The organism is Streptomyces sp. NPDC001781 (assembly GCF_053596035.1).
The window spans coordinates 119210-139842 of record NZ_JBSFFI010000008.1 but is presented as its reverse complement, the minus strand read 5'-3'; the positions used below and the strand labels follow the sequence as shown (position 1 = coordinate 139842).

Genomic DNA, 20633 nt, shown 5'->3' with positions numbered 1-20633 from the left:
GTAACGGGACGTTCGCGCGCTACCGGCCCAACTCATCGGTCCCTCCTGGAACATCGCCGCACCGGTCCCGTAGCCTTCGTCGCGTGCGCACAGCCGTACGTACCCCGGACGCGGAACAGTCCCCTGTCGGTCCCCTCGGTGGGAGAGGCGCGCGACGGCGGCACCACAAGGAGAAGGAGCGAGCGTGTCACGGCAGTTGCTCAGAGTCGGATCTGGACAATCGGACAGTTTCCGAACGATCGGTGATGCCCTGGACATGGCACGCACGGGTGCGGTGATCCGGGTCCAACCCGGTCGCTACCCGGAGAACCTCACGGTCAGGACCCGGGTCACCATCGTCGCCGACGGCGAGCCCGGCAGTGTCGACATCTGCCCCCGCCGGGGCACCGCCGTCGTCCTCGTAGCCGACGCCGTCATGCTCACCGACCTGACCCTGCGGGGCGGGAGCGAGGACCTGCCCGTGGTCGACGCGCCGCGCGGCCAGGTCGCGATGGACGGCTGCACGGTCATCGGCTCCGGCTGGACCGCCGTCCTGGCCCGCGAGTCGGGTTCGGTGGCCATGCGCGACTGCCGGGTCAGCAACCCCAAGGGCGCCGGTGTCGTGGACTCCGCGCCCACCGGCAGCATCATCGCGGGCTGTCTCATCGAGAACCTCGGCACCTCCGGCGTCGTCATCGGCGCGGAGGCCCGGGCGACCGTACGGGACTGCCGGATCCGCGACGCCCGCGCCAACGGCGTGCTGACCTCCGACGAGGCGCAGGGCCTGGTCGAGGACTGCGACATCTCCGGCACGGACAAGCCGTCCATCGCCCTGGAGGGCCGCAGCGGCACCCGGGTCGTGCGCACCTCCGTGCACGACACGTCGGTCGGTGTCTACATCACCAGCTCCGGCCGCCCGGTGCTGGAGCGCGTCACGGTCAGCGACACCAAGGGCCCCGGCATCATGCTGGCCGCGAGCGCCGACCCCGAGTTCCTGCACTGCCGTACCTCACGCACCAAGGGCAGTGGCCTCACCGTCACCGAGCGGTCCAGGGGCACCTTCCAGGACTGCGAGTTCGACACCTCCGCGGCGCCCGCCATCCGCGTGGTCAGCTCCAGCGCGCCCTTCCTGACCGGCTGCGCGGTACGCGACTGCGCGGACGCGAGCGGCGCCGTGCTGCTGGAGGAGGAGTCGGCGGCGGAATTCGACGACCTGCTGGTCAAGGACGCGGCCGGCACCGGCATACGGATACACGCCGGCGCCGATCCACTGCTGCGCCGCGCGCGGATCACCTCGCCGGGCGGCCACGGCGTCGAGGTCGCCGAGGACGGGCGCGGCAGGCTGGAGCACTGCGAGATCGACCGGGCGGGCGGCTCCGCGGTACGCGTCGTCTCGGGCGGCAACCCCGACATCCGCGACACGGTCATGCGGGCGGCGGCCGATGCCACCGTCTCCGTCGGCCCTGAGGGCCGCGCCACCCTCCGGGACTGCCGTATCGAGTCGCCCACGGCCGGCGGAGTCATGGTGGACGACGGCGGCGAGCTCTTCGCGCTGCGGGTCCACATCACCGACTGCGGTGCCCACGGGGTGCTCCTCGCCAACGGCGCCCGCGCCACCCTCACCTCCTCCCAGGTCATCGGCAGCGTCGGCGACGGCGTACGGATCGACACCGCCGAGCCCGTCACCGTCACGGACTGTGCCGTCCGCGACAACCGCGGCGCGGGCCTCAGACAGACGAGGGTGAACGAACGGCTCACGGTCGAGAACCTCAACAGCACCGGCAACGTGGCCCCGGACGCGTGGGGCGACACCCTCCCGCCGGACGTGGCGACCGGCGGGTCCGGCGACGCGGCCAAGGAGCCCGAGGGGCCGCTGGAGGAGCTGGAGTCGCTGGTCGGCCTGACCGAGGTGAAGAGCCAGGTCCGGACCCTCGTCAACCTCAACCAGCTGAACCAGCGCCGCGCCCAGCTGGGCATGCCCGTCCCCCAGATGAGCCGCCACCTGGTCTTCTCGGGTCCGCCCGGCACCGGTAAGACCACGGTGGCCCGGCTGTACGGAGGGATCCTGGCGGATCTGGGCGTCCTGCGCTCCGGGCACCTGGTGGAGGTCTCCCGGGCCGACCTGGTCGCGCAGGTCATCGGCGGCACGGCCATCAAGACGACCGAGGCGTTCAACAAGGCCCTCGGCGGGGTGCTGTTCATCGACGAGGCGTACACACTGCTCTCCGACAGCAAGGGCTCCGGCGCCGACTTCGGCCGGGAGGCGGTCGACACGCTGCTGAAGCTGATGGAGGACCACCGCGAGGACGTGGCCGTCATCGCCGCCGGCTACACGGACGAGATGAACTCGTTCCTCTCCTCCAACCCCGGCCTGGCCTCCCGCTTCACCCGCACCATCGAGTTCGCCAACTACTCGGTCGACGAACTGGTGACGATCACCGAGAACATGTGCGCGGGGCACCGCTACGCACTCGACCCCCGGACCCTGGACGCGCTCGCCCTGCACTACGCACGCATGCCGCGCGACGCCACGTTCGGCAACGGCCGTGCCGCACGGCGGGTGTTCGAGGAGATGGTGGACCGGCAGGCCTCCCGCCTCGCCTCCATGACGAACCCGGCGGAGAGCGACCTCACTCTCCTGCTGCCCGAGGACGTGGCGACGGAGAGCACCCCGGCCGACAACGGTCCCGGCTCCGAGGAACTGCTCGCCGAGCTGCACGCCATGATCGGCCTCACGGCAGTCAAGAACGAGGTGTCCGCTCTGGTGAACATGCTCAGGGCGGCGAAACAGCGCAAGGCCGCCGGGCTGCCCACCCCGAGGATCAGCAACCACCTCATTTTCTCGGGGCCACCCGGTACGGGTAAGACCACCATCGCGCGCCTGTACGCGGATCTGCTGCGCTCCCTCGGCGTCCTGCCCAAGGGCCAGCTGGTCGAGGTCGCCCGCGCCGACCTGGTCGGCCGCTACGTGGGCCACACGGCCCAGCTCACCAAGGAGGCGTTCGAGCGGGCCCTGGGGGGCGTGCTGTTCGTCGACGAGGCGTACACGCTCACCCCGGAGGGCGCGACATCGGACTTCGGCCGGGAGGCCGTCGACACCCTGCTGAAACTGATGGAGGACCACCGCGACGAGGTCGTCGTCATCGCCGCCGGCTACACCCGGGAGATGCGCCGCTTCCTCGACTCCAACCCGGGCCTGGCCTCGCGGTTCTCGCGGACGGTGGAGTTCGAGAACTACTCGACGGACGACCTGCTGGAGATCCTGTCCAAGCAGGCCACCGATTACGGCTACGACTGCTCCCCGGAGGCGATGGCCGCACTGCGCGGCTATCTGGACGCCCTGCCGCGCGACCATTCCTTCGGCAACGCGCGTACGGCTCGCCAGATCCTGGAGGGGATGATGACCCGCCAGGCGGGACGGATCAGCGCGATGTCCGCGCCAGGCCTGGACGACCTGCGGCTGCTGGTTGCGGAGGACCTGCCCCCGGAGGTGGCGGCGCTACCCCGCTGACGGGCCGGGCTGTGCCTGCCGGTGCGGGAGCGGTCCGATCCCACACCGGCACGGTTCGCCGCCGGGGCCGGCGGGTGCGGGCGCCACCTCTCGCCCCGAAGCACGGGGTAGGGCCGCGGCCGGAGACCCGACCGTGCGCGGCGGCGTGAGCGGGCTCAGGTGTTCGGGCGATGCCGAATCGCGGGACGCAAGCCGGCCCGCCGAGGGGGCCCGAGGAGCAGGAGAAGAGCGTGGCAAGGGAACGCGCCAGAGGATCTTGCACGCCGCAGCTGAGGTGATCGCCCAGGACATGGCGGCGAAGCTGAGTGTTCGAGCGGTCGCGGCACATGTGGGAGTGAGCGTCGGTCTGGGTGGTGCGGCTGGTTCCGCAGTGCGGGGATGACGCCCGGCCGGCCTCGGCCGGAGCACGCCGGTCGTCGGCCGTCCCGAGGGGTGCCGGGGCGCAGCGGGCGCGTGCTCTGCGGAGAACCGCGTGCAGGGGTGAGCAGACAGGGGTGCGACTCAAGCATGGGCCGGGAGTGATGAACGGCCGGACAACGGCCCGGGGCGCGCCCGTGAATCCTGGCCGAGGGTCGGCCCGCACACCGCCCGGGAAGCCGCCGGAGGGGGGCTTGTCTGCTTACGATCCGTTTCACCTGCACCTCGGTCGGCGATGTCTGTCCGGGCGCACACGGCTCCGGGAGGAGAGGGCCCATGACCGTCAGACAGCTGGCCGGACCACACCGCCTGACCGTCCGTGCGTGCACACGGACGGTCGATCTCACGATGCCGTGCCTGCCCACCCACGGCCGGTCGGGCACCGGTCGCGCAGCAGGTTGTCCGGGTGGCCTCCATGATGGTGGGCGGCCCGGGGCGCCGGTGTCCCGGAGGGGGCGCCGGGCGTGAGCGCGGTGTACGAGGCGGATCCGAGCGGTCTGCGGCGCAGTATCGAGGAGATGAAGAGCCTGCCCGCTCTGGCGAGGCGAATGGTCCAGGACTTCCGGCACCACGAGAGCGCCTACACGCCGTGGCCCGGCTGGACGGACGACTTCGCTCGCCAGGTGCGTCCGCAGTACCAGCGGAACAACACGTACTGCGCGGACATCGTCCAGGAACTGTACGAGGCACTGGACGCGCTGGTCTCGGCGACGCTCACCAATCTGGAGAACATCGAGAGCACCCGCTCCGACGCCACCGACCGGATCGAGGCCCACGGGAGAAGAGTCCACGAGCGCCCCGAGGCCACTGGTGGGCAGGGGAAGCACTGAGTGCGGGAGATCGATTTTCCTGATGACGTCAGGAAGATGCTCTGGGTCCTGCTCGGTGAGATGCCGGTACAGGCCAGGGAGAACCTGGCCTGGGACAGCCGAGAGCTCTACCTCGACCTGGCGAAACGCGTGCTGGAACTGCGTGACGCCGTGAACCAGTCGGTCCGCAACGCCGGCCGGGCGCTTCCGCAGGACGTCGCACGCGGCTACACCCAGGGTCTGTCCCTGCTGACGAACGACGGAGGCACCGACCGGCTGCAGGGATTCGTCGACCAGCTGGATGACATGGCGCGCGGTCAGATCGACTACTCGATGAAGATCCAGGAGTCGAAGTGGGAGATCATCGCCGAGGTCGTCATGCTCCTGATCGAGCTCACCGTGCTGGCCGCCTTGGCTTTCTTCACCGGCGGTACGTCGGTCTCCCAGATGGCGCTGGCGCGGGCCCGCAGCCGGCTGGCCCTGTTGATGATCATCGACCGGCTGCTGCGGATGACCCATCTCGCGCCCGCGCTCAGCGAGGCCTTCGCTGAGGCGATCCGGACGCTGACGGTCAAGCTCGCCCAGATCGCGATCAACCCGCCGGGTCGCAAACCGCCGGGCGTCGACTGGCGCGATGTCGGTGAGGCTGCGGCGTTCGGTGCTCTCGGGGATGTATTCGAGAGCGTCCTGGGACGCGCCTCGAACACGTTCAGGAACTGGTTCAGGAACGGTGGCGGCCCCTCCGTCGGCCATCCGAACACAGACGTCACGAAGTGGCATCCCGCCGTCTCCGGGGGACTCAACGACGTCTACGACGTCCCCGCGGCCTTCGTCGTCTCGGGTCTCGGTGAAAGCCTTGCGGAGGTACTGGTCACCGGAGCCTTCGACGGGACGTGGGAGTTCACCTGGGAGGCTTTCGTGGGGTCCGGCACCAGTGGGGTGTTCGGCATGTACGCCGAGTCGGCGATCGGCGGAGCGGCACTCCGGCTGAACAACAAGTTCCTCGCCCCGGCGGTGGCTCCCGGCGAGCTCAACGATCCGCCGCGAACGGGCGCTGCCGACGGTGGCGGTGCGCCGGGCACGCGTACGGTGCCGCCGTCCGCCGGGCCCGGAGTGGGTCCCGGCACCGTCAGAGGGAACGGTCTGCCCCTGCCCACGGTGTCCGCGGCCACCGTGCCCGTGGCTGCCCCGATGTCTTCACCGATGGCGCCGCCTGCCTTCCAGTCCCTGGCGGGCACCCCACCGCCGGCCCCGGCCGGGCCTGCCACGGCAGCCACCACACCCACGGTCGCCACGGCGTCCACGCCACCCGCGGCGATGTCCTCGCCCCCGTCGGCGTATCCGCAGACGGCCCGCGGGCCGGGCCCGACGCCCGTCACAGCCCCGGCCCCGGCCCCGGTGCAGTCGGGCGGCGCCCGAAGCGCAATGTGGGACACGGCTCCGCAGGGGGGTCGAGTGCCGGGTTCAGGTCCGGCCGCGCAGCGGACCGAGCTGCCGCCGCTTGTCCCGGCCACCTCGGGTCAGGCGACAGGGACGGCGGGGGACTCCGAGGCAGATGCGCCCGCTTCGTGGCCGGTGGACGCCGGCATACCGTCGGCCCCGGAGGCGGCACGGCCACCTGCTGCCGGGCGAGGCGCGGCAGTCGCGGGCCCGGAGTGGTCGGCCGAGGCGAGAGAGCTGAACGGTGAGGGCGCAGACGTCGTGTTCGGCGGCGAGCCGTCGGGACAGGTGACCACCGTGCCGCGCACGGCGGCGCCGTCCTCTCCCGTCGTCTCACCGGCCCCATCTGCCCCGGCCTTGTCATCCCCGGCAGGTTCGCTCCCGCCCGCTTCCGCTTCGCCCGTGGGCAGAGCCCCCGACGCAAACCGGACGGGTCCGGCCGATGGCCCCGGTCAGGAGCTCCCGGCCCGCTTCGAGGCCATGGGTTCCGAGGCAGCCCGTTCCGGGACCACCGGCAGCGGGGCCCCCGCCTCCCACACCGCCCGCGCCGGAACCGACGCTCCGGGGACCGCCGGTGTCCCGACGGCGGCGTACGGACCTGACCGCGCTCCGGCACACGCACCGCCCGAGTTCCCGGAAGCCGCCGCGGTCGTGGCACCGCCGCCGCCGGATCCACCCGCATCGGCCGCGGGCGCGCCGGGCCCGCCCTCCCCCGTTCCCACGTCGTCCACGGCTCCGCAGGCCGCCGCACCCGTATCCGGCCCGGGCGCATCCGCTCCTTCGTCGGCCCCTACCGCACCGTCGTCGCCGGGCATCCGGTCCGCCGAGCAGCAGGAGCCAACGGGGGCCGGGGCACCGGACGGTCCGGAGGTCGTCGGCATGGCCCGCGTGGCCGGGTCCGACGGGCCCGGAGTCCCAGGGTCACCCGCCTGGGAGGCGGCGCGTGCCGGCGCGGTACCGGACACACGCTCGTCCACCTGGGTCGATCCGCTGTCGACGCCTCCCGACCCGCGACGGCCCGGCCACACGACCCAGTTCGTGGTGCAGTCGAAGTTCGACGTGCGACGTTTCGAGGCAGGCGGCGAACTTTTCGCCGACCTGACGGTTCAGGTCGGCGTCGGCGGTTCCGGCGGGCTGCCGCAGGGCGTGTGGGACAAGGTCCTCGACGGGGTCGAGGCGCTGTTCAACGCTCCCGGTCACCGGCTGCCGAACGGCGACCTGCTGCATGTGAGCGTGGAGCAGGTCGAGCACGATCCGCACCCGTACGGTCTCAACGTCCGCCTCGTCGGCCGCGACCGGCAGATGACGCGGTCCCAGTGGTGGGCGGACGGGGATGCCGTCGACTACGCGCACGAGATCGCGCACATGCTCGGTCTGCGCGACGAGTCCCGGCACGCCGTCGCACCTCACCGCCCGGACGTCCGGGGAAGCCTTATGGGGGACTACCGGCGTCCCGCACCCGAAGGGCTCGCCCAGGACGGCCTGCGTGGGCGTCACCTGGATTTGATCGCGGCACACATCGGGGACCCGCCGGCTGTCCGGCCCACCACCACCGGCTCCACACCCTCGGCACCGGCCGCGGCCCCGGCCCCGGGCCCAGCCCCCGCCGCCTCCACCGCGGCCCTCACCCCGGCCGTCGCCGGCGCCCCGGCCGTCGCCGGCGCCCCGTCCGCCGTGCGGCCAGCCGCGGCCGGTGCGGAACCCTACGCCCCCGTCCTGCCCGGCACCAGGCCACCCGTCCTGGACCGGGACATGCCCCGGCCGCTCGGCGGGCGGCGGGAGCCGGTCGACTTCGGCAACGGCACCCGGATGCCCGCCTACATCGACGACGTCGTGGAACTCCTCACGGACGCGCCGTCCGACGTTCCGCTCCCCCTGGTTCTGGGCGGCATGACCTTCGGGCACAGCGACGTCGTCCTGCGCGGCGAGCAGCAGGCACTGGCAGAGATCGGCCGCGTGTTGTCGCAGGACGGCGACACCGTTCGTCCGGCACCGTCGAAGAAGGGCCGCCCAGCCGGATCCGCACTGATGGACGACGTCGCGTACGCGTTGACGCACGAGCCCAAGACGCTGGCCGGGGACGGACGTGTCTTTCCCTATACGGCCGAGGACGGCAGTGTGCGCATGCTGGCGCTCACCGTACGCCACTACGGGGAGTGGGAGCAGTACACCGATACGTACGGCAGCCCTGTGAAGGTGGACGGGATGCACCGGTCGGTCGGGGCGGCGGGGCAGAGCAAGACCATGCAGTCGGTGACCCAGCTGGCCCTGGGCGGGCCCGTCGGACCGGTGGGGGCGGTGGCGTTCAGCGGCTTCGGACGGATAGGTCTACGGCTGGGCTGGACCGACCGGGTGGCGTACGGGCAGACCGAGCAGGGCACGACCCAGACGGAGACCCGCTCGCTGGACGGCTCCCGGGTCTACCTCGACCACGTGTACTACGAGCTGCGGGTGACCGACGCACAGGGCCGGACCGTGACCGACACCTCGCCCGCCGTCTACGGATTCGCGATGCGGGACGGGCTGTCCGTACGGCTGCCGGACAGCGTGACGAAGACGAAGGCCGCCCCCGGGCGGATCCCCCGCTCCCTGGAGCTCGACCGGCAATCGTCCTACCGGCTGGTGCGGACGGAGGGGTTCGGGCCCGTCTCACGGATGCGGGACTGGGCCGCTGCCGAGATCGGAGTGACGCCGGGCAGCACCGCCTACGGTGAACTCAACTCTTTCTTCTCCTCGTTGAGTTTTCAACGGCAGAGTCAGGTCCTGTCCAGAGGCCGCGTCACCACCGTCCCGCTGTTCGCCGACGACAAGGCCCGTACGCCTCTCGGTGTGTTCGTCGTCGACGTCGTACCGGGGCGGGCGACACTGATCACCGAGACCGCCGACGCCGAGATACGCGACATCAACACCCTGTCGGTGCGCAACGAGCGCAGTCTTCAGAAGACGGCGGCGATCGGCATCGACGGGGCCGCGGGCCCGGCCTTCAACCTCTTCGACCTGGCGGACGGTGTCCTGAACCTCCGGCTCCAGTTCGGCGGGGCGTTCCGCTATCTCTTCTCCGTGTCGCGCACCGCGGGACTCGGCGGCTCGGGCGCGGTCAAGTCGGCCGGCCAGGTCAAGGGCGATCCCACCGGTCTGTACCTGGTGCGCAAGACGGTCCACGTCCAGCTCAGCGGCAGCACCGGACGGGCAGGGCGGTTCCACACATGGAGCGTCGACAGGATGACCCGCACGGAGGCGCGGCGGCTGGCCGGGTGGGACGACGGACTGCGGCGGGCGCTGCGGGCAGGGGTGCCCGAGCCGTTCGCCCCCGCGTACCTGACCCGGGACCGGCCGCCCACCCTGGGCATGCACCGGGTCGAGGAGTTCACCTTCGCCGACGGTAGGAGGACGGGCGAGCCGGGCCCGGCGGGACAGCCCCGCACCCTTCTGGACACGTTCGCCGACGAGGTGCTGACGGCGCTCGCGGCGGCCTGTCCCGGACTCGTCGCACGGCTCGACCAGTTGGCGCCCCCGGAGCGCAGGACCTGGCGGGAGCGGACGGCGGCCCTGCTGGGCCCGTCGGGGGCGGACGCCGGCGCTCCTCCGGTGTCCTCACTGTGGCGCAGCGACGACGCGTATCGCACGGCACTGGCCAACACCCTCGAGGTGCTCGCCGCGCTGTCGCACCGGAGCATGGCCGGGAACCTGGAGGCGCTGACCACCACCGGGATCCGGGTCCGTTTCGAGGAACCCGGCCGGATAGGGCAGGGCCACCGGTACATATGGCTGCGGGGGGAGCTGACCAACCGTCGTTTCGTCGGCATACAGGACGACTTCAGGCTGCGCTACAGCTCGGTCGGTGTGGAGCGGGTGGACGGGCAGAAGGGCGCCAAGCGCCTCGGGGAGTTGGGGGTCGAGGGGCTGATCGCGTTTCGTGACCCGTTGGCTGACGACATCGGTGCCCCGCACAACGCCGGCGGGCCGAGTGCGGGTGTGCGCGCGGGATGGCAGGCCGACGAGGAGACCGGTTTCGGTGCGACGGTCGCATACGAGCCGATGGCGGTGACTGCCGGACCTTCGCACCTGTACCGCTACGACCTTTCGCTCACCGTGGACCGCGGCGGGTACTGGCGCTTCCGCGGCCTGCTGCGCGGGACCGCGACGCTGGGACTTCTGGGGACCCAGCCGTTCGTCTTCCGGCAGCCGAGGGACGTGCTCATCGGCACCACGTCCGGTGGGCGCGCGGTCGGTGGCGGACCACGGAGGGGGCAGGTGCTCATCAGCATCCCCGGTTCGCACGCCCCCGCCGTGAACCCGCACGGCGGAGGGACGGCCGACCCGTACGCGGCCGTTGCCACGCAGCCGGTGCGTGTCCTGCGGCCCGAGCGGGCACGAGCGCTGGCCCTGGGCGACCTGTCCCGGCCCGGCAGCCTGGTGCGCGCCGCCGACCTGGTGGGCGAAGCGGGCCCGGTCACACCGGACGGCCGGGGCTCGCGGATGTTCCGGGAGCTGCAGAACCATCCGTTTCTGACCGTCGGTGTGGTTGCCTCCCCCGCACTCCTTGCGGCGCTCGGTCAGGTCATGACCTCCGGGTCGGGCGGGGCATGGCAGCTCACCGAGGAGGGGGCGCCCACCCGGGAAGCCGTGCTCCGGGCTTTCCAGGCCCAGTACCTGACGGCCAACTTCGACCAGAGTTCCGGGCCGCTGGGCTGGAGTGCGTCGGGGCTGATGGGCAAGGGCCCCTACGCCACCCTCTGGGCGACCTTCCGGCACCTCATGGCGGTGGACGGCATCCGGGCGCTGACCGGAGCGGTGCCGATGGACACGGAGATGGTGCTCGGCGGCAGCGGCCAGTCGGCGGGGAAGCTCACCAGGGCCCGTACCTTCTTCACCGGCGGACAGCTGGTCTACGCCCGCTCCCACGCGGCCGGGCCCGGGCTGCTGGGCACGTACGGGCTGGTCGCCAGCCCCTGGTCGCGGTCCGAGCAGAGGAGCAGGACGGTGAGCCGCTCTTTCGTCCATGACATGAACCGCAAGGGCTTCGGCCACCAGGTGCTGGTGTCGGGCACCGCCGAGCACTGGCTGGCGCTGGCGTCCAGCCTGCTGGGCTCCGCCGCCGTGGGCCGGCCCCTCGTTCCCGGCTGGCTGGCCTCGGCGGCCGGGCGGATGGCGAGTGTGCCCGACGGCTGGCTGGCCCACGTGCCGGAGAAGAGCGCGCACCTGGTGGGGCTGATCGACGACGGCATGGGGGAGGTGCCGCGTTACACCCGTGAGCGCTGGGCCCCGCAACCATGGCTCGGGGACAACGGTTTCGGTACGTACGCCGTCAACGCGCTGGACCCGTCCGCAGTACTGGCCGCGTTCGAGCGGCGGGTGGCCAAGCTCGGTCTCGACGACGCGGGCCTGGAACGCGTACGCACCCTGGTCTCGTCCCGGGTCATGCGCGCCCTGGACAAGGAGATGACGGGCGGCGGGACGTCGGTCCCGGCCCGCACCGGGGCGTGGGGCTGGCACAGCGTCCGCCTGGGGAGGCGGCTCGTCCGGATCAGGGTTCAACTCGTGCCGGGAAAAGCCGAGTTCACGATGCTGGACCACAGTGTGGAGATGGAGGAGAACCGGCGGGCGATCGAGACCGTCACCGAGGTCGCGGAGTCCACGACGGGCGCCGAGTTCGGATACCTCGTCGGTGAGGCGGTCCACACGGAGAACGCCACGGCGGTGGCCGCGGGCCCCGCATTCGCGGAGACCGGCTCCGGGCGGAAGACCAGCGGCGAGAGCCGTACCGAATCGACTTCGACCGCGTTCCGGGTGGCCTCGACAGAACCGTACGCGGAGATCGCGACGCCCTACACCCTGCGGATCACGCTGGAGGCCGACGATCCGCCCTCCGGACAACGGGGCGCGGTGCGAGCCGGGTTCGACCGGTTCCGCGGGAAGCAGGTCCTCACCGAGGAGGGCCCCGCCGGGACGCTGCGCGAGCACGTCCCGATGAGTCTGATGGTGCCCGAGACCGGTCCGGACGACGGACTGCTGGAGGCGCCCGGACTGACCGGACTCGCCGCACCCCGGCAGGAACCCCCGACGTACGCGCCGGGGCCCGAAACACCGCACGGGGACGGTGCGCTGAAGCCCTTCCACTTCCCCGAGAACGGCTTCGACGTGCGCCGTATAGTCGGTCTCGCCGACATCCAGGTCGCGAACACCTACGCGCTCGCTCTCTCCTACGACGCGGGGTTCTCCGTGGACGGGCCCGACGCGCCGCGCCGGGCCGGGGACACCGGGCTGACCCGGCTGGGCACCGGATCGGCCCAGGCGCTGGAAGACGCGACCGGCAACGCCGCTCTGACGGCGTACTTCCACCGGGCGACCAGCCCGCAGGGTTACGGCGTCCCGGGGCTGAGCGAGAAGAACATCGCCGGCGACGAGCGGGCTCAGCTCGACCTGTACGCCAAGCCCGACTTCAGCCGTGCCCGGCTGCTGACCGTCGCCGACGGCAAGAAGATGGAGGTACTCCGGCGGACCGGGGCAGGTGCCGCGGCGTCCGTGGGCGGGGAGAACACCCAGGACTCGGCGCTCGGGGCGGGCGTGCTCATCAGCTCCGACAAGACGGGCCTCCACCAGCTGGGCGGTTCGGGCACGGGGCCGTACGCCGCCGAGGGTGAGGCTCTGCCCTCCTCGGCGGACCAGTTGACCTCCGTCAACACCAAGCCCAAGACGGGGCGGGTGTTCCTGTTCGCCGTCCCCACCTCGTGGCTGAGCGTCGCCGACGTACGACGGGGTATCAAGGACACCCGGGTGGGCCGCTTCGTCGGCGGGACCTTCGGCCACGTCCGGCCCGGGCCGAAGGCCGTGAGCTCCCAGGCGTACGCCCTGGCCTGGGTCAGGGACGACGTCGCCAGGGAACTCGGGCTGATCGACGACACGAACTTCCCCGCCCGGGTGTCCGCCGCGTGGGACGCCGTCGCCGCGGCGAGCAAGGTGTGGGTCGACGCGGACAAGGCGTACTGGAAGAAACGGCGCCCGGCGATCGGCCTGAAGGAGGAGCGGGACGCCACGCGGATCGCCTTCGCGGACGCGCAGGCATCCGCCGAGGGTGAGGGTCGGCGCCTGGAGGCAGCCCTCCGGGCCGCCCGGGCGCCCCGCGACGCCCTGGCCGCGGCGACAGCCCGCCGGGACGAGGTGCGCAACCAGGTCGAAGCGGCACGGGGCGACCTCGCGGCGGCTGTGGAGTCCGCCGGTGAGGCCGCTCACGACGGCTGGGCGGAGTTGCTGCGGGAGCAGATCGCCGAGGGCCGGCGGTCGCTTGCCGCGGCCGAGGAGGAACTGCGGTCCGTCGAGGCCCGGGCCGCCGTCCTGCGGGGACCCGCGGAGGAGGCCGGCCGTGAGGTGGTGAAGGCGGAGGAGGCGGTGGCCGCGGCGGCGCGCCGGGTCGCGGCGGCCACCGCCCGGCGCGATGCCGCCGTCAGCGCCTTCGACGACCGGCGCGCTCTTCTCGACGCGCTGAGGACGACGGCGGAGACCGCGGCAGCCGAGTACCACCGGGTGCGTGCGGCCACCGACCAGCTCACCCGCTGGCACCAGGAGGCGGCGACAGCCGAGGGTCTGGCCCGTCTCACGGGACGGCCCAGGCCGCCGGCCGTGAGCCACCGGAAGCCGACCGCCGCTCCTCGGCCGCCCCGGCCGCAGGCCGCGCCCCGGCCGGCGGTGTACACAAGGGCCGGCAGCGGTGACGGCGCCCGGCTGATCTCGCCCGATCACGTCACGTATGCGTTGCACGACGTGCCGAAGGACGGGGACGCCTTCCTGCACGCCCTCGTGGAGGGGCTGAGCAGGACCGCGCCGTACCTGCTCACCGATCTGGGGGTGGACATCGCGGACCGGCGAGCAGCGGTGGACACGACGCGGCGGGCGCTCGCAGCCCGGCTCACGGACCCGTCGGACGCGGACCTGCTCGACTCCGTCGCCCCGGACGAGACCGACACGTTCAGCGACGCCGAAGCAACCGGGGCGGGGCTGCGCGGGTCCGGACCGCTGGGCGAAGGGACCCCCGAAGGACGCGAGTTCGACGGACTGAGCGGTCTGATGCCGCACTCCGTGAGCTTGGGCCCCGAGGCCCGCGCCGCGCTGGCCGTCGCCCAGCTGATGCGCCCGGGGGACGCGCAGGGCGAGGCGGGCTGGGACCACGGGGCCGCGGACCTGCTGCCGGTGCTGGCCGCCCGGACGTTCGACGTGGACATCACGGTCGTCGACGGCGAGGGGCGCTTCCAGGACTTCGGGCCGGGCCCGTCCGACCCGACCGGACACCTGGCGGGCTCCCTGGGCGTACGGGCAGGAGGGCCGAGGCCGCGTGTCGTGCTGAGCCTGGTCGGCCGCCACTACCAGCTCGCGGTACCGAAGGCGGTGGTGGAGGTGACGGACGAGTCCGGTGGGGAGACCAAGGCGCCCTCCGCGAAGTCAGGTGGGCCGGCACAGCCCACGGGGGAAGGGGCCGATCCGGCGGACGGGACGGTCGGGTCCGTCTCCGGCGTGCCGAGGACCGGGGCCAGGTCAGACGGTCCGAGGCGCATGCCGGTGACCGGTGAGCCGGAGCCGGAACAGGACCCGCCGGCCCCTCCACGCACTTCCGGCGCGGCCACCACGTCCGGGGCCCCGGTTCCCCCGCCCGTGACACCGGTGGAGGGACTGGTCACGCTCACGGAACTCGGCATCATCGGAGTGACGCCCACTCTGTCCCAGGCCACCCACGCGGCCCTGCTCGGTGACAAGATCCCCGTTGGGGAGGTCGACCTGACCCCTGAGCAGCACCGGCTCCTCCGTGCGCACCGGGGCAAGTCCCCCACATTCACGGAGCAGTCTTGCACTTCAGCATCGCTTACGGCCTCGTCGGGCCGGATGTCCTCCTGTCCGAGCCGACCGTGATCGTCCACGAGTGCGGGCTGACGCGTTGCCGCCGGGGAGCCGATCGAGAAGCTTCGCGTCCGGCTCGCCTGAGCCCGGGCGGGTGGGCGTCCGGGCCCGGGGCGGACTGACGCCGAGCCTGCGCCACCCGGCTGACGGTCGGTCAGCTCTCGGCCGCGCGCCCCGCCGGCGCTTGTGCGGCTGACGCGCTCACGGCTGACCGTGCTCCGGAGCGGAGGTCAGCTGTGGGCGACGACCGCGACGGGCGCGGCGACGTGGTGCAGGGCGGAATGGACGACATGGCCGATCCGGGTACCGAACGACCCGGTGCGGATGTGTCGGCCGACCACCACGAGGGAGGCGTCACGGGAGTCGTTGACGAGGACCTGAGCGGCGCTTCCGCACCGGCTCGCCTCGATCACCTCGACGTCGGGGAACCTCTGCCGCCAAGGCCGCAGCACCTTGCTCAGGAGAGCGGCCTGCCCGCGTTCGAGGGAGTCGTTGAGTTCGGCGTCGCGGGCGAAGTGGTGGAAGGAGGCCGGGGGCTCGGGCCAGGCGTGGACGACCCGCAGGGTGGTTTCGCGCCGTGCCGCGGCGTCGAAGGCGAACTCCAGCAAGGTGTCGTCCATCCGGTCGGTGTCGAGCCCCAGCACGACGGGCCGGAAGGGTGCCGCAGCGGACCGCATGCCCGCCGGGTGCCTCTCGTGCTCGTCGGCGGCGTGCTCTCCCGCCCGTACCAGCACCACCGGCCGCTCGGCGCGGGCGACCACGCCCAGGCTCACCGAGCCCACCAAGAACCCCTCCAGCCCGCCGAGGCCCCGCGAGCCGAGGACCAGCAGCTCGGCGAAACCCGCCGCCTCGCACAGGATGTCGGCCGGGGTCCCGGTCAGCTGCTCGGTGATCACCTCGATGCCCGGGTGGCGAAGCCGGATGCCGTCGGCGGACTCGCTCGTCATCCGCTCCGCCCACTGGCGGTAGGCGTCGGGGTCCAGCAGCGGTGTCCTGGCCACGAACCTGGGAGTCGGCTCCGAGATGTACATGATCTTCAGGGGCAGACCGCGCAGCAGCGCCTCTCGCGCCGCCCACTCGGCCGCGGCCCGGCTCTCGGGCGAGTCGTCGACACCCACGGTGACGGTACGGGGCATGATCTCCACCTCCCGGGACGAGGGTTCCGACACCAGCGTGGTGCGGTGGTGCCGAGGCAGTCAGGGGCCACCCGGCCCCATCATGTCCCGACCGACCCCGCGTGGCCCGTTGACCGCACAGGACACCCGCCCCCGCGTGGCGTGGCCCCTGACGGCACCCTCACGGCCGCCGGCGGAACTCATAGGTGCGGCGACGGGTCCGGGCGGCCGTCCTCGCGAACTCAGTCGGCACTGAGCAGGTTCTTCACCTCTACGACGTCGGCGATCTCCTCGACCTCGGCCACCAGCCGGGCCATCGTCACCGACGGCAGTCTCCCGGTCAGCTCCACGACCCCGTCGTGCACGGTGACGGCCACACCCTCCCGGTCGGCCGGCGGACAGCAGGCTTCGAGCCGGGCCTGGGCTTCCGCCCGGATACCGGAATCATCCCGCATCAGCGCCTGCAACAACGCGTCACGCCGCACGACGCCCACGAGTCGGCCGTCGCGGTCGGTGACGGGCATGCGCTTCACCCGGGACAAGGCGGCGAGCCAGGCGGCCTCGGCCACCGTCGTGCCCGGCAGTACCGTGATCGCGGGACTCGTCATCAGGTCGGCGGCCGTCTCGCCGCGAGCCTTGTCGTGCATCCGCCGTTCCCGCAGTCTGCCGACGCGTCCGGGCCGGTGGCCGGAGGCCTCGAACGCGACTTTGGCCAGCAGATCGGACTCCGAGACGACGCCGACGACATGGTCCTCGGCGTCCACGACCGGGAGCGCGCCCACCTGCTCGCGGGCGAGCAGCCGGGCGATGTCGCGATACGCCTGGTCCTCGCGGAGGGTGGCGGCGGGCACGTCCATCACGTCCCGGACCAGTGGCGTGACGGGTTCCTGCGGGAGGTCCGGCCGGGGCGCGGGCGTGCCGGCCGAGGGTGCCCTCTCCTCGGTGTGCGTGCGCGCGGCCGTACCGCCGGAGTGCTCGGCCGCTGCCGAGGCGACCGCGGCCAGGTAGCGGAGCAGCATGTCCTGTCGAGCGGTCTCGCCCGGACTCCAGGCACGTGCGGTCACACCCTGCCGGGCGTCGGCGCCCGCGCGGAGGTTCTCGTGCGCGTTCACAGCGGCCTCCAGACTCTGTCGAGTCGCCCCTCTCCCAGTCTCGCGTTCCGGGCGCCCGGGCGAAGAGGCCGAACGGCCCTGGTGGCACGACGTAGGGTCCCTATCCGGTGCGGGGTGGGCCGGGAACGGTGAAACTGGAGGAGCACCGACAGACCGGCAGGAGGCTGCCGATGACGCTGAGGGACTTCCTGGAGCGGTTTCGTCCGGCGGGGACGCCGGGGGCGTCCGCGACCGGCGTGCCTGCCGACCGCTCGGCTGAGCGCGCCGCGGAACTGGAGCCCGCCCTTGCTCGGCTGACTGACGTTCAGCAGCAGGTGGCGCGGATCCGGGACGGCGCGGAGGAGGCGGCGCGGGCCCTTCGCCTGAACGCCGTACGCGAAGCGGAACAGATCGAGGCGGACGCGCGGGAGCAGGCTCCGGTGATCCGCCGGCAGGCCGCGGAGCCCCTCCTCCGGGCGGCCGGGCAGGAGGCCGCCGCGGTGCGGGCGGCCGGGGACCGCACGGCCTCGGCGATCCGCGAGCGGGCAGGGGAACGCATGCCGCACCTGGTGGACCTCGCCGTGGCCGATGCCATGAGACCGGCGAGCGGGACGGTGAAGGAGCCGTGAGTGCCGGCTGGGTCGCCGGGGCGGTACGGGCGCGAGCCCTCGTCGCACGGTATCCGGGCACCGAGGGGGCACGTGAGATCGCGCGCGGTCCGACGCTCGAGGACGCCCTGCGGTGCCTCGCCACGACGCCGTACGCGCGCTGCACGCGGACGACCGCGGGCCTTTCCGCCGCTCAGCGGGCTGTGGCCGCCGGCCTCCTGTGGCATATGCGGGTGCTGGCCGGATGGCTGCCGCGCGGCGGCGCCCGCCTGATGGTTCCGCTCGCGTCGGGATTCGAGATCGCCAACGTGCTGTCCCGGCTGCCGGCACGGGAAGGCGGGCGCACCGAGGCACCGGAGCCGTACCGGCTGGGCGCCCTGGAGACGGCTTGGCGCGTCCTGGAGCGTGCCGGGACGCCCGCGGAACTTCGGGCGGCGCTCGCCGCCTCCCCCTGGGGCGACCCGGGCGGTGACACCCCGTGGGCCCTGGTCACCGGCATGCGCATGGCCGCGGCGCGGCGGACCGCCGTGTCCGTCCCGCCCGCGCGTCGCTGGGCTCAGGGACGTGCGGTCCTGCTGACCGCGCGGGAACTCTTCGTGCACCGCCGCTCCCTCACGGAGTCCGCGCGTCTCGGTGCGGCGCGACTGCTCGGGACTCGGGCGCCGGGCGCCTCGTCCTACCGGGAGTTCCGCGACAGCGTCCCCTCGGCCGCCCGGTGGGTCCTGGCGGACGTCGACGAGCCCGGTGAGCTGTGGCGGGCAGAGGCCCGCTGGTGGCGCACGGTGCAGGCCGAGGGCGCGGCGATGCTGCGGCAGGGCCGGTACGGGCCCGCGGTCGTCGTCGGCGCGGTCGGCGTGCTGTCCGCGGACGCCTGGCTGGTGCGGGCCGCGCTGGAGTCCGCGGCACGGGGTGGACGGCCCGGAGGGGCCTTCGATGCCCTGGCCTGAGGCGATGACACCGGTCCGGATGCGCCGCGTGGCGGTGGTCGTACCCCAGGCGGGCCTGCGGGACGCGCTGGTGCGGATCGCCGAGGAAGGCTGCGTGGAGCTGGACCGCGCCGAGGAGGCGCCTCCGGGGGCGGCGGCCGTGCGGTTGCAGCGGCTGCGTGGGCAGGGAACGGCGTCCGGGTCCGAGACCGCCGCCCCGGCTCTGCTGGCCGTCGGACCACCCGACCTCGACATGCCCGACCACGGGCGCCGGGTCGCCCTGCTCACCGGGGAGGCCCAGCTGGAGGAGCGGGCGCAGGGCGCCGTACGTCAGGGGGAGGTGGCCGCGCTGGCCGGATGGTGCCCCGTCGACGAGGTACCGCGGGTCGCGGACCGACTGGCCGCGGCGGGCGGCGCGCTGCTGCCGTTGCCCCTGCCGCGCGGCACGGATCCGCCGACGCTGCTGCGCCCGGGCCGGGCCGCCTCCTTCACCCCCCTGGTGTCGGCTTACGGCACACCGGCCTACGCGGATCTCGACCCCTCGTGGCCGGCGGGCCTGACCTATGTCGTGATGTTCGGGATCATGTTCGGTGACGTGGGGCACGGTGCGCTGCTGGTGCTCGGCGCGCTCGCGCTGCGCCTGGGGCGGCCCCGGCCCTTGGCGCGTCTGGCCCGGCTGTGGCCGTTCCTGGCGGGCGCGGGAGTCGCCGCCATGGTCGCGGGCGCCGTCTACGGCGAGTTCTTCGGGCCGACCGGGCTGCTGCCGGTGCTCTGGCTGAACCCGCTGGAGGAGCCCGCTCGGCTGCTGGCCGCCTCGGTCGTCCTCGGGGCGGGGCTGCTGGTGCTCGCCCATGCCGCGGGCGCGGTGAACCGCGTACGGGAGAACGGCTGGGCCGTGGGTCTGTACGAGGCATCCGGCTGTGCCGGCCTGCTGTTCTATCTGGGGCTGGCGCTGGCCGTGGCAGGCCTGTTCGCGCACCGGGGGGCCCTGGTGCCGGCCGGGGCCGCGTGCGCGGCGGCCGGGCTGGCGCTGGTGGCGTCCGGCCTGTTCCGGGCCACGGCGGGCGGTGGCGCCGGAGTGGCCGAGACGGTGGTACGGCTGTTCGACGTCGTCGTGCGCACCGGCACCAACACCCTGTCGTTCGCCCGGCTCGCGGCGTTCGGCCTCACCCACGCCGCGCTCGCCGACCTCGTGTGGCGCGGCACCACGGCTCTGTCGGGGGGCGGCGCCGCCGGTGTCGCGGGCGCCGCTGTGCTGTTCGGCGCGGGCACGGCCGTCTCCCTCGGTCTGGAGGCTGTGGTGGCGGGCGTGCAGGCCCTGCGGCTGGAGTTCTACGAACTCTTCTCCCGGCTCTTCGAGACCGAGGGCCGTCCGTTCCGTCCGTGGCATGTTCCCCCGGCCGAACCTGCCGACTCCGCTGCGAAGGTGATCCCATGCTCACCTGGCTGATCGTCCTGCCGCTCCTGGTCCTGGTGCTCGGTGCCGTCCGACTGCTGCGGCGGCGCCGGATCAGACACGCCTTCCGCTGGCTCCTGGCCACGGACCTCGCCCTGCTGGGGGGCGCCCTGGTCGTCCTCGGCACGGCGCTGACAGGGCCCGCGCAGGCTTCGGCTCGGGCCGCCTCGTCCGGTGGTGTCAACGGATCCGCCTTGATCGGTGCGGCCATCGCGGTGGCCGGCGCGTCGATAGGAGCAGCGATAGCGGTCGCCTACACGGGGGCCGCGGCGCTGGCCGCGCTGAGCGAGCGACCGGAGATGTTCGGCCGGGCGATGGTGATCGTCGGACTCGCGGAGGGCATCGCCGTCTACGGGCTCGTCGTCGCGATCCTGCTGATCGGAAAGGCCTGA

At 73.1% G+C, this 20633-nt stretch carries 9 protein-coding genes; 7 read left to right on the top strand and 2 right to left on the bottom strand.

From position 1 onward, the window contains the following. Positions 1–184: 184 nt before the first annotated feature. The 3 genes from ACWCV3_RS10310 (at position 185) to ACWCV3_RS10300 (ending at position 15057) form a co-directional block, all read left to right on the top strand. Positions 185–3490: a right-handed parallel beta-helix repeat-containing protein gene (locus tag ACWCV3_RS10310; RefSeq protein WP_451221255.1), complete on the top strand. Its 3306-nt coding sequence runs from the start codon at positions 185–187 to the stop codon at positions 3488–3490. Between the two features lie 881 nt (positions 3491–4371). Next, the gene (locus ACWCV3_RS10305) at positions 4372–4737 is read left to right on the top strand and encodes a hypothetical protein (protein ID WP_451221252.1); all 366 of its coding nucleotides are present in this window, start codon (positions 4372–4374) and stop codon (positions 4735–4737) included. A 36-nt stretch (positions 4738–4773) separates the two neighbouring features. Then, positions 4774–15057, top strand: coding sequence for a hypothetical protein (locus ACWCV3_RS10300; protein ID WP_451221250.1), 10284 nt, complete (start codon positions 4774–4776; stop codon positions 15055–15057). Positions 15058–15275: 218 nt separating this feature from the next. Here the strand turns inward: ACWCV3_RS10300 and ACWCV3_RS10295 are convergent, their stop codons facing one another. Beyond that, positions 15276–16181 (bottom strand): universal stress protein, encoded by a 906-nt coding sequence (locus tag ACWCV3_RS10295; RefSeq protein ID WP_451221247.1) that lies wholly within the window; start codon positions 16179–16181, stop codon positions 15276–15278. 221 nt (positions 16182–16402) lie between these two features. After that, positions 16403–17272, bottom strand: coding sequence for a CBS domain-containing protein (locus tag ACWCV3_RS10290; protein WP_451221244.1), 870 nt, complete (start codon positions 17270–17272; stop codon positions 16403–16405). A gap of 170 nt (positions 17273–17442) precedes the next feature. Here ACWCV3_RS10290 and ACWCV3_RS10285 point away from each other — a divergent pair, with 170 nt between their 5' ends. From ACWCV3_RS10285 to ACWCV3_RS10270, 4 genes are read left to right on the top strand one after another with little or no spacing between them, the layout of a single operon-like run. Next, positions 17443–17880: a hypothetical protein gene (locus ACWCV3_RS10285; protein ID WP_451221241.1), complete on the top strand. Its 438-nt coding sequence runs from the start codon at positions 17443–17445 to the stop codon at positions 17878–17880. Then, positions 17877–18806 carry a hypothetical protein gene (locus ACWCV3_RS10280; protein WP_451221238.1) on the top strand — a complete coding sequence of 310 codons (930 nt, stop codon included), beginning with the start codon at positions 17877–17879 and terminating at the stop codon, positions 18804–18806. The genes ACWCV3_RS10285 and ACWCV3_RS10280 overlap by 4 nt, the downstream gene beginning before the upstream one ends. Further along, a complete protein-coding gene (locus tag ACWCV3_RS10275) occupies positions 18793–20235 on the top strand; it encodes a V-type ATPase 116kDa subunit family protein (protein WP_451221235.1) in 1443 nt (480 codons plus the stop codon). The genes ACWCV3_RS10280 and ACWCV3_RS10275 overlap by 14 nt, the downstream gene beginning before the upstream one ends. Continuing rightward, a complete protein-coding gene (locus ACWCV3_RS10270) occupies positions 20220–20633 on the top strand; it encodes an ATP synthase subunit C (protein WP_451221233.1) in 414 nt (137 codons plus the stop codon). The genes ACWCV3_RS10275 and ACWCV3_RS10270 overlap by 16 nt, the downstream gene beginning before the upstream one ends.

Excerpts from the sequence above, each read along its gene's own strand:
- ACWCV3_RS10300 (WP_451221250.1), top strand. The coding sequence starts at position 4,774 with ATGCTCTGGGTCCTGCTCGGTGAGATGCCGGTACAGGCCAGGGAGAAC.
- ACWCV3_RS10295 (WP_451221247.1), bottom strand. The coding sequence starts at position 16,181 with ATGCCCCGTACCGTCACCGTGGGTGTCGACGACTCGCCCGAGAGCCGG.
- ACWCV3_RS10285 (WP_451221241.1), top strand. The coding sequence starts at position 17,443 with ATGACGCTGAGGGACTTCCTGGAGCGGTTTCGTCCGGCGGGGACGCCG.
- ACWCV3_RS10275 (WP_451221235.1), top strand. The coding sequence starts at position 18,793 with ATGCCCTGGCCTGAGGCGATGACACCGGTCCGGATGCGCCGCGTGGCG.
- ACWCV3_RS10270 (WP_451221233.1), top strand. The coding sequence starts at position 20,220 with ATGCTCACCTGGCTGATCGTCCTGCCGCTCCTGGTCCTGGTGCTCGGT.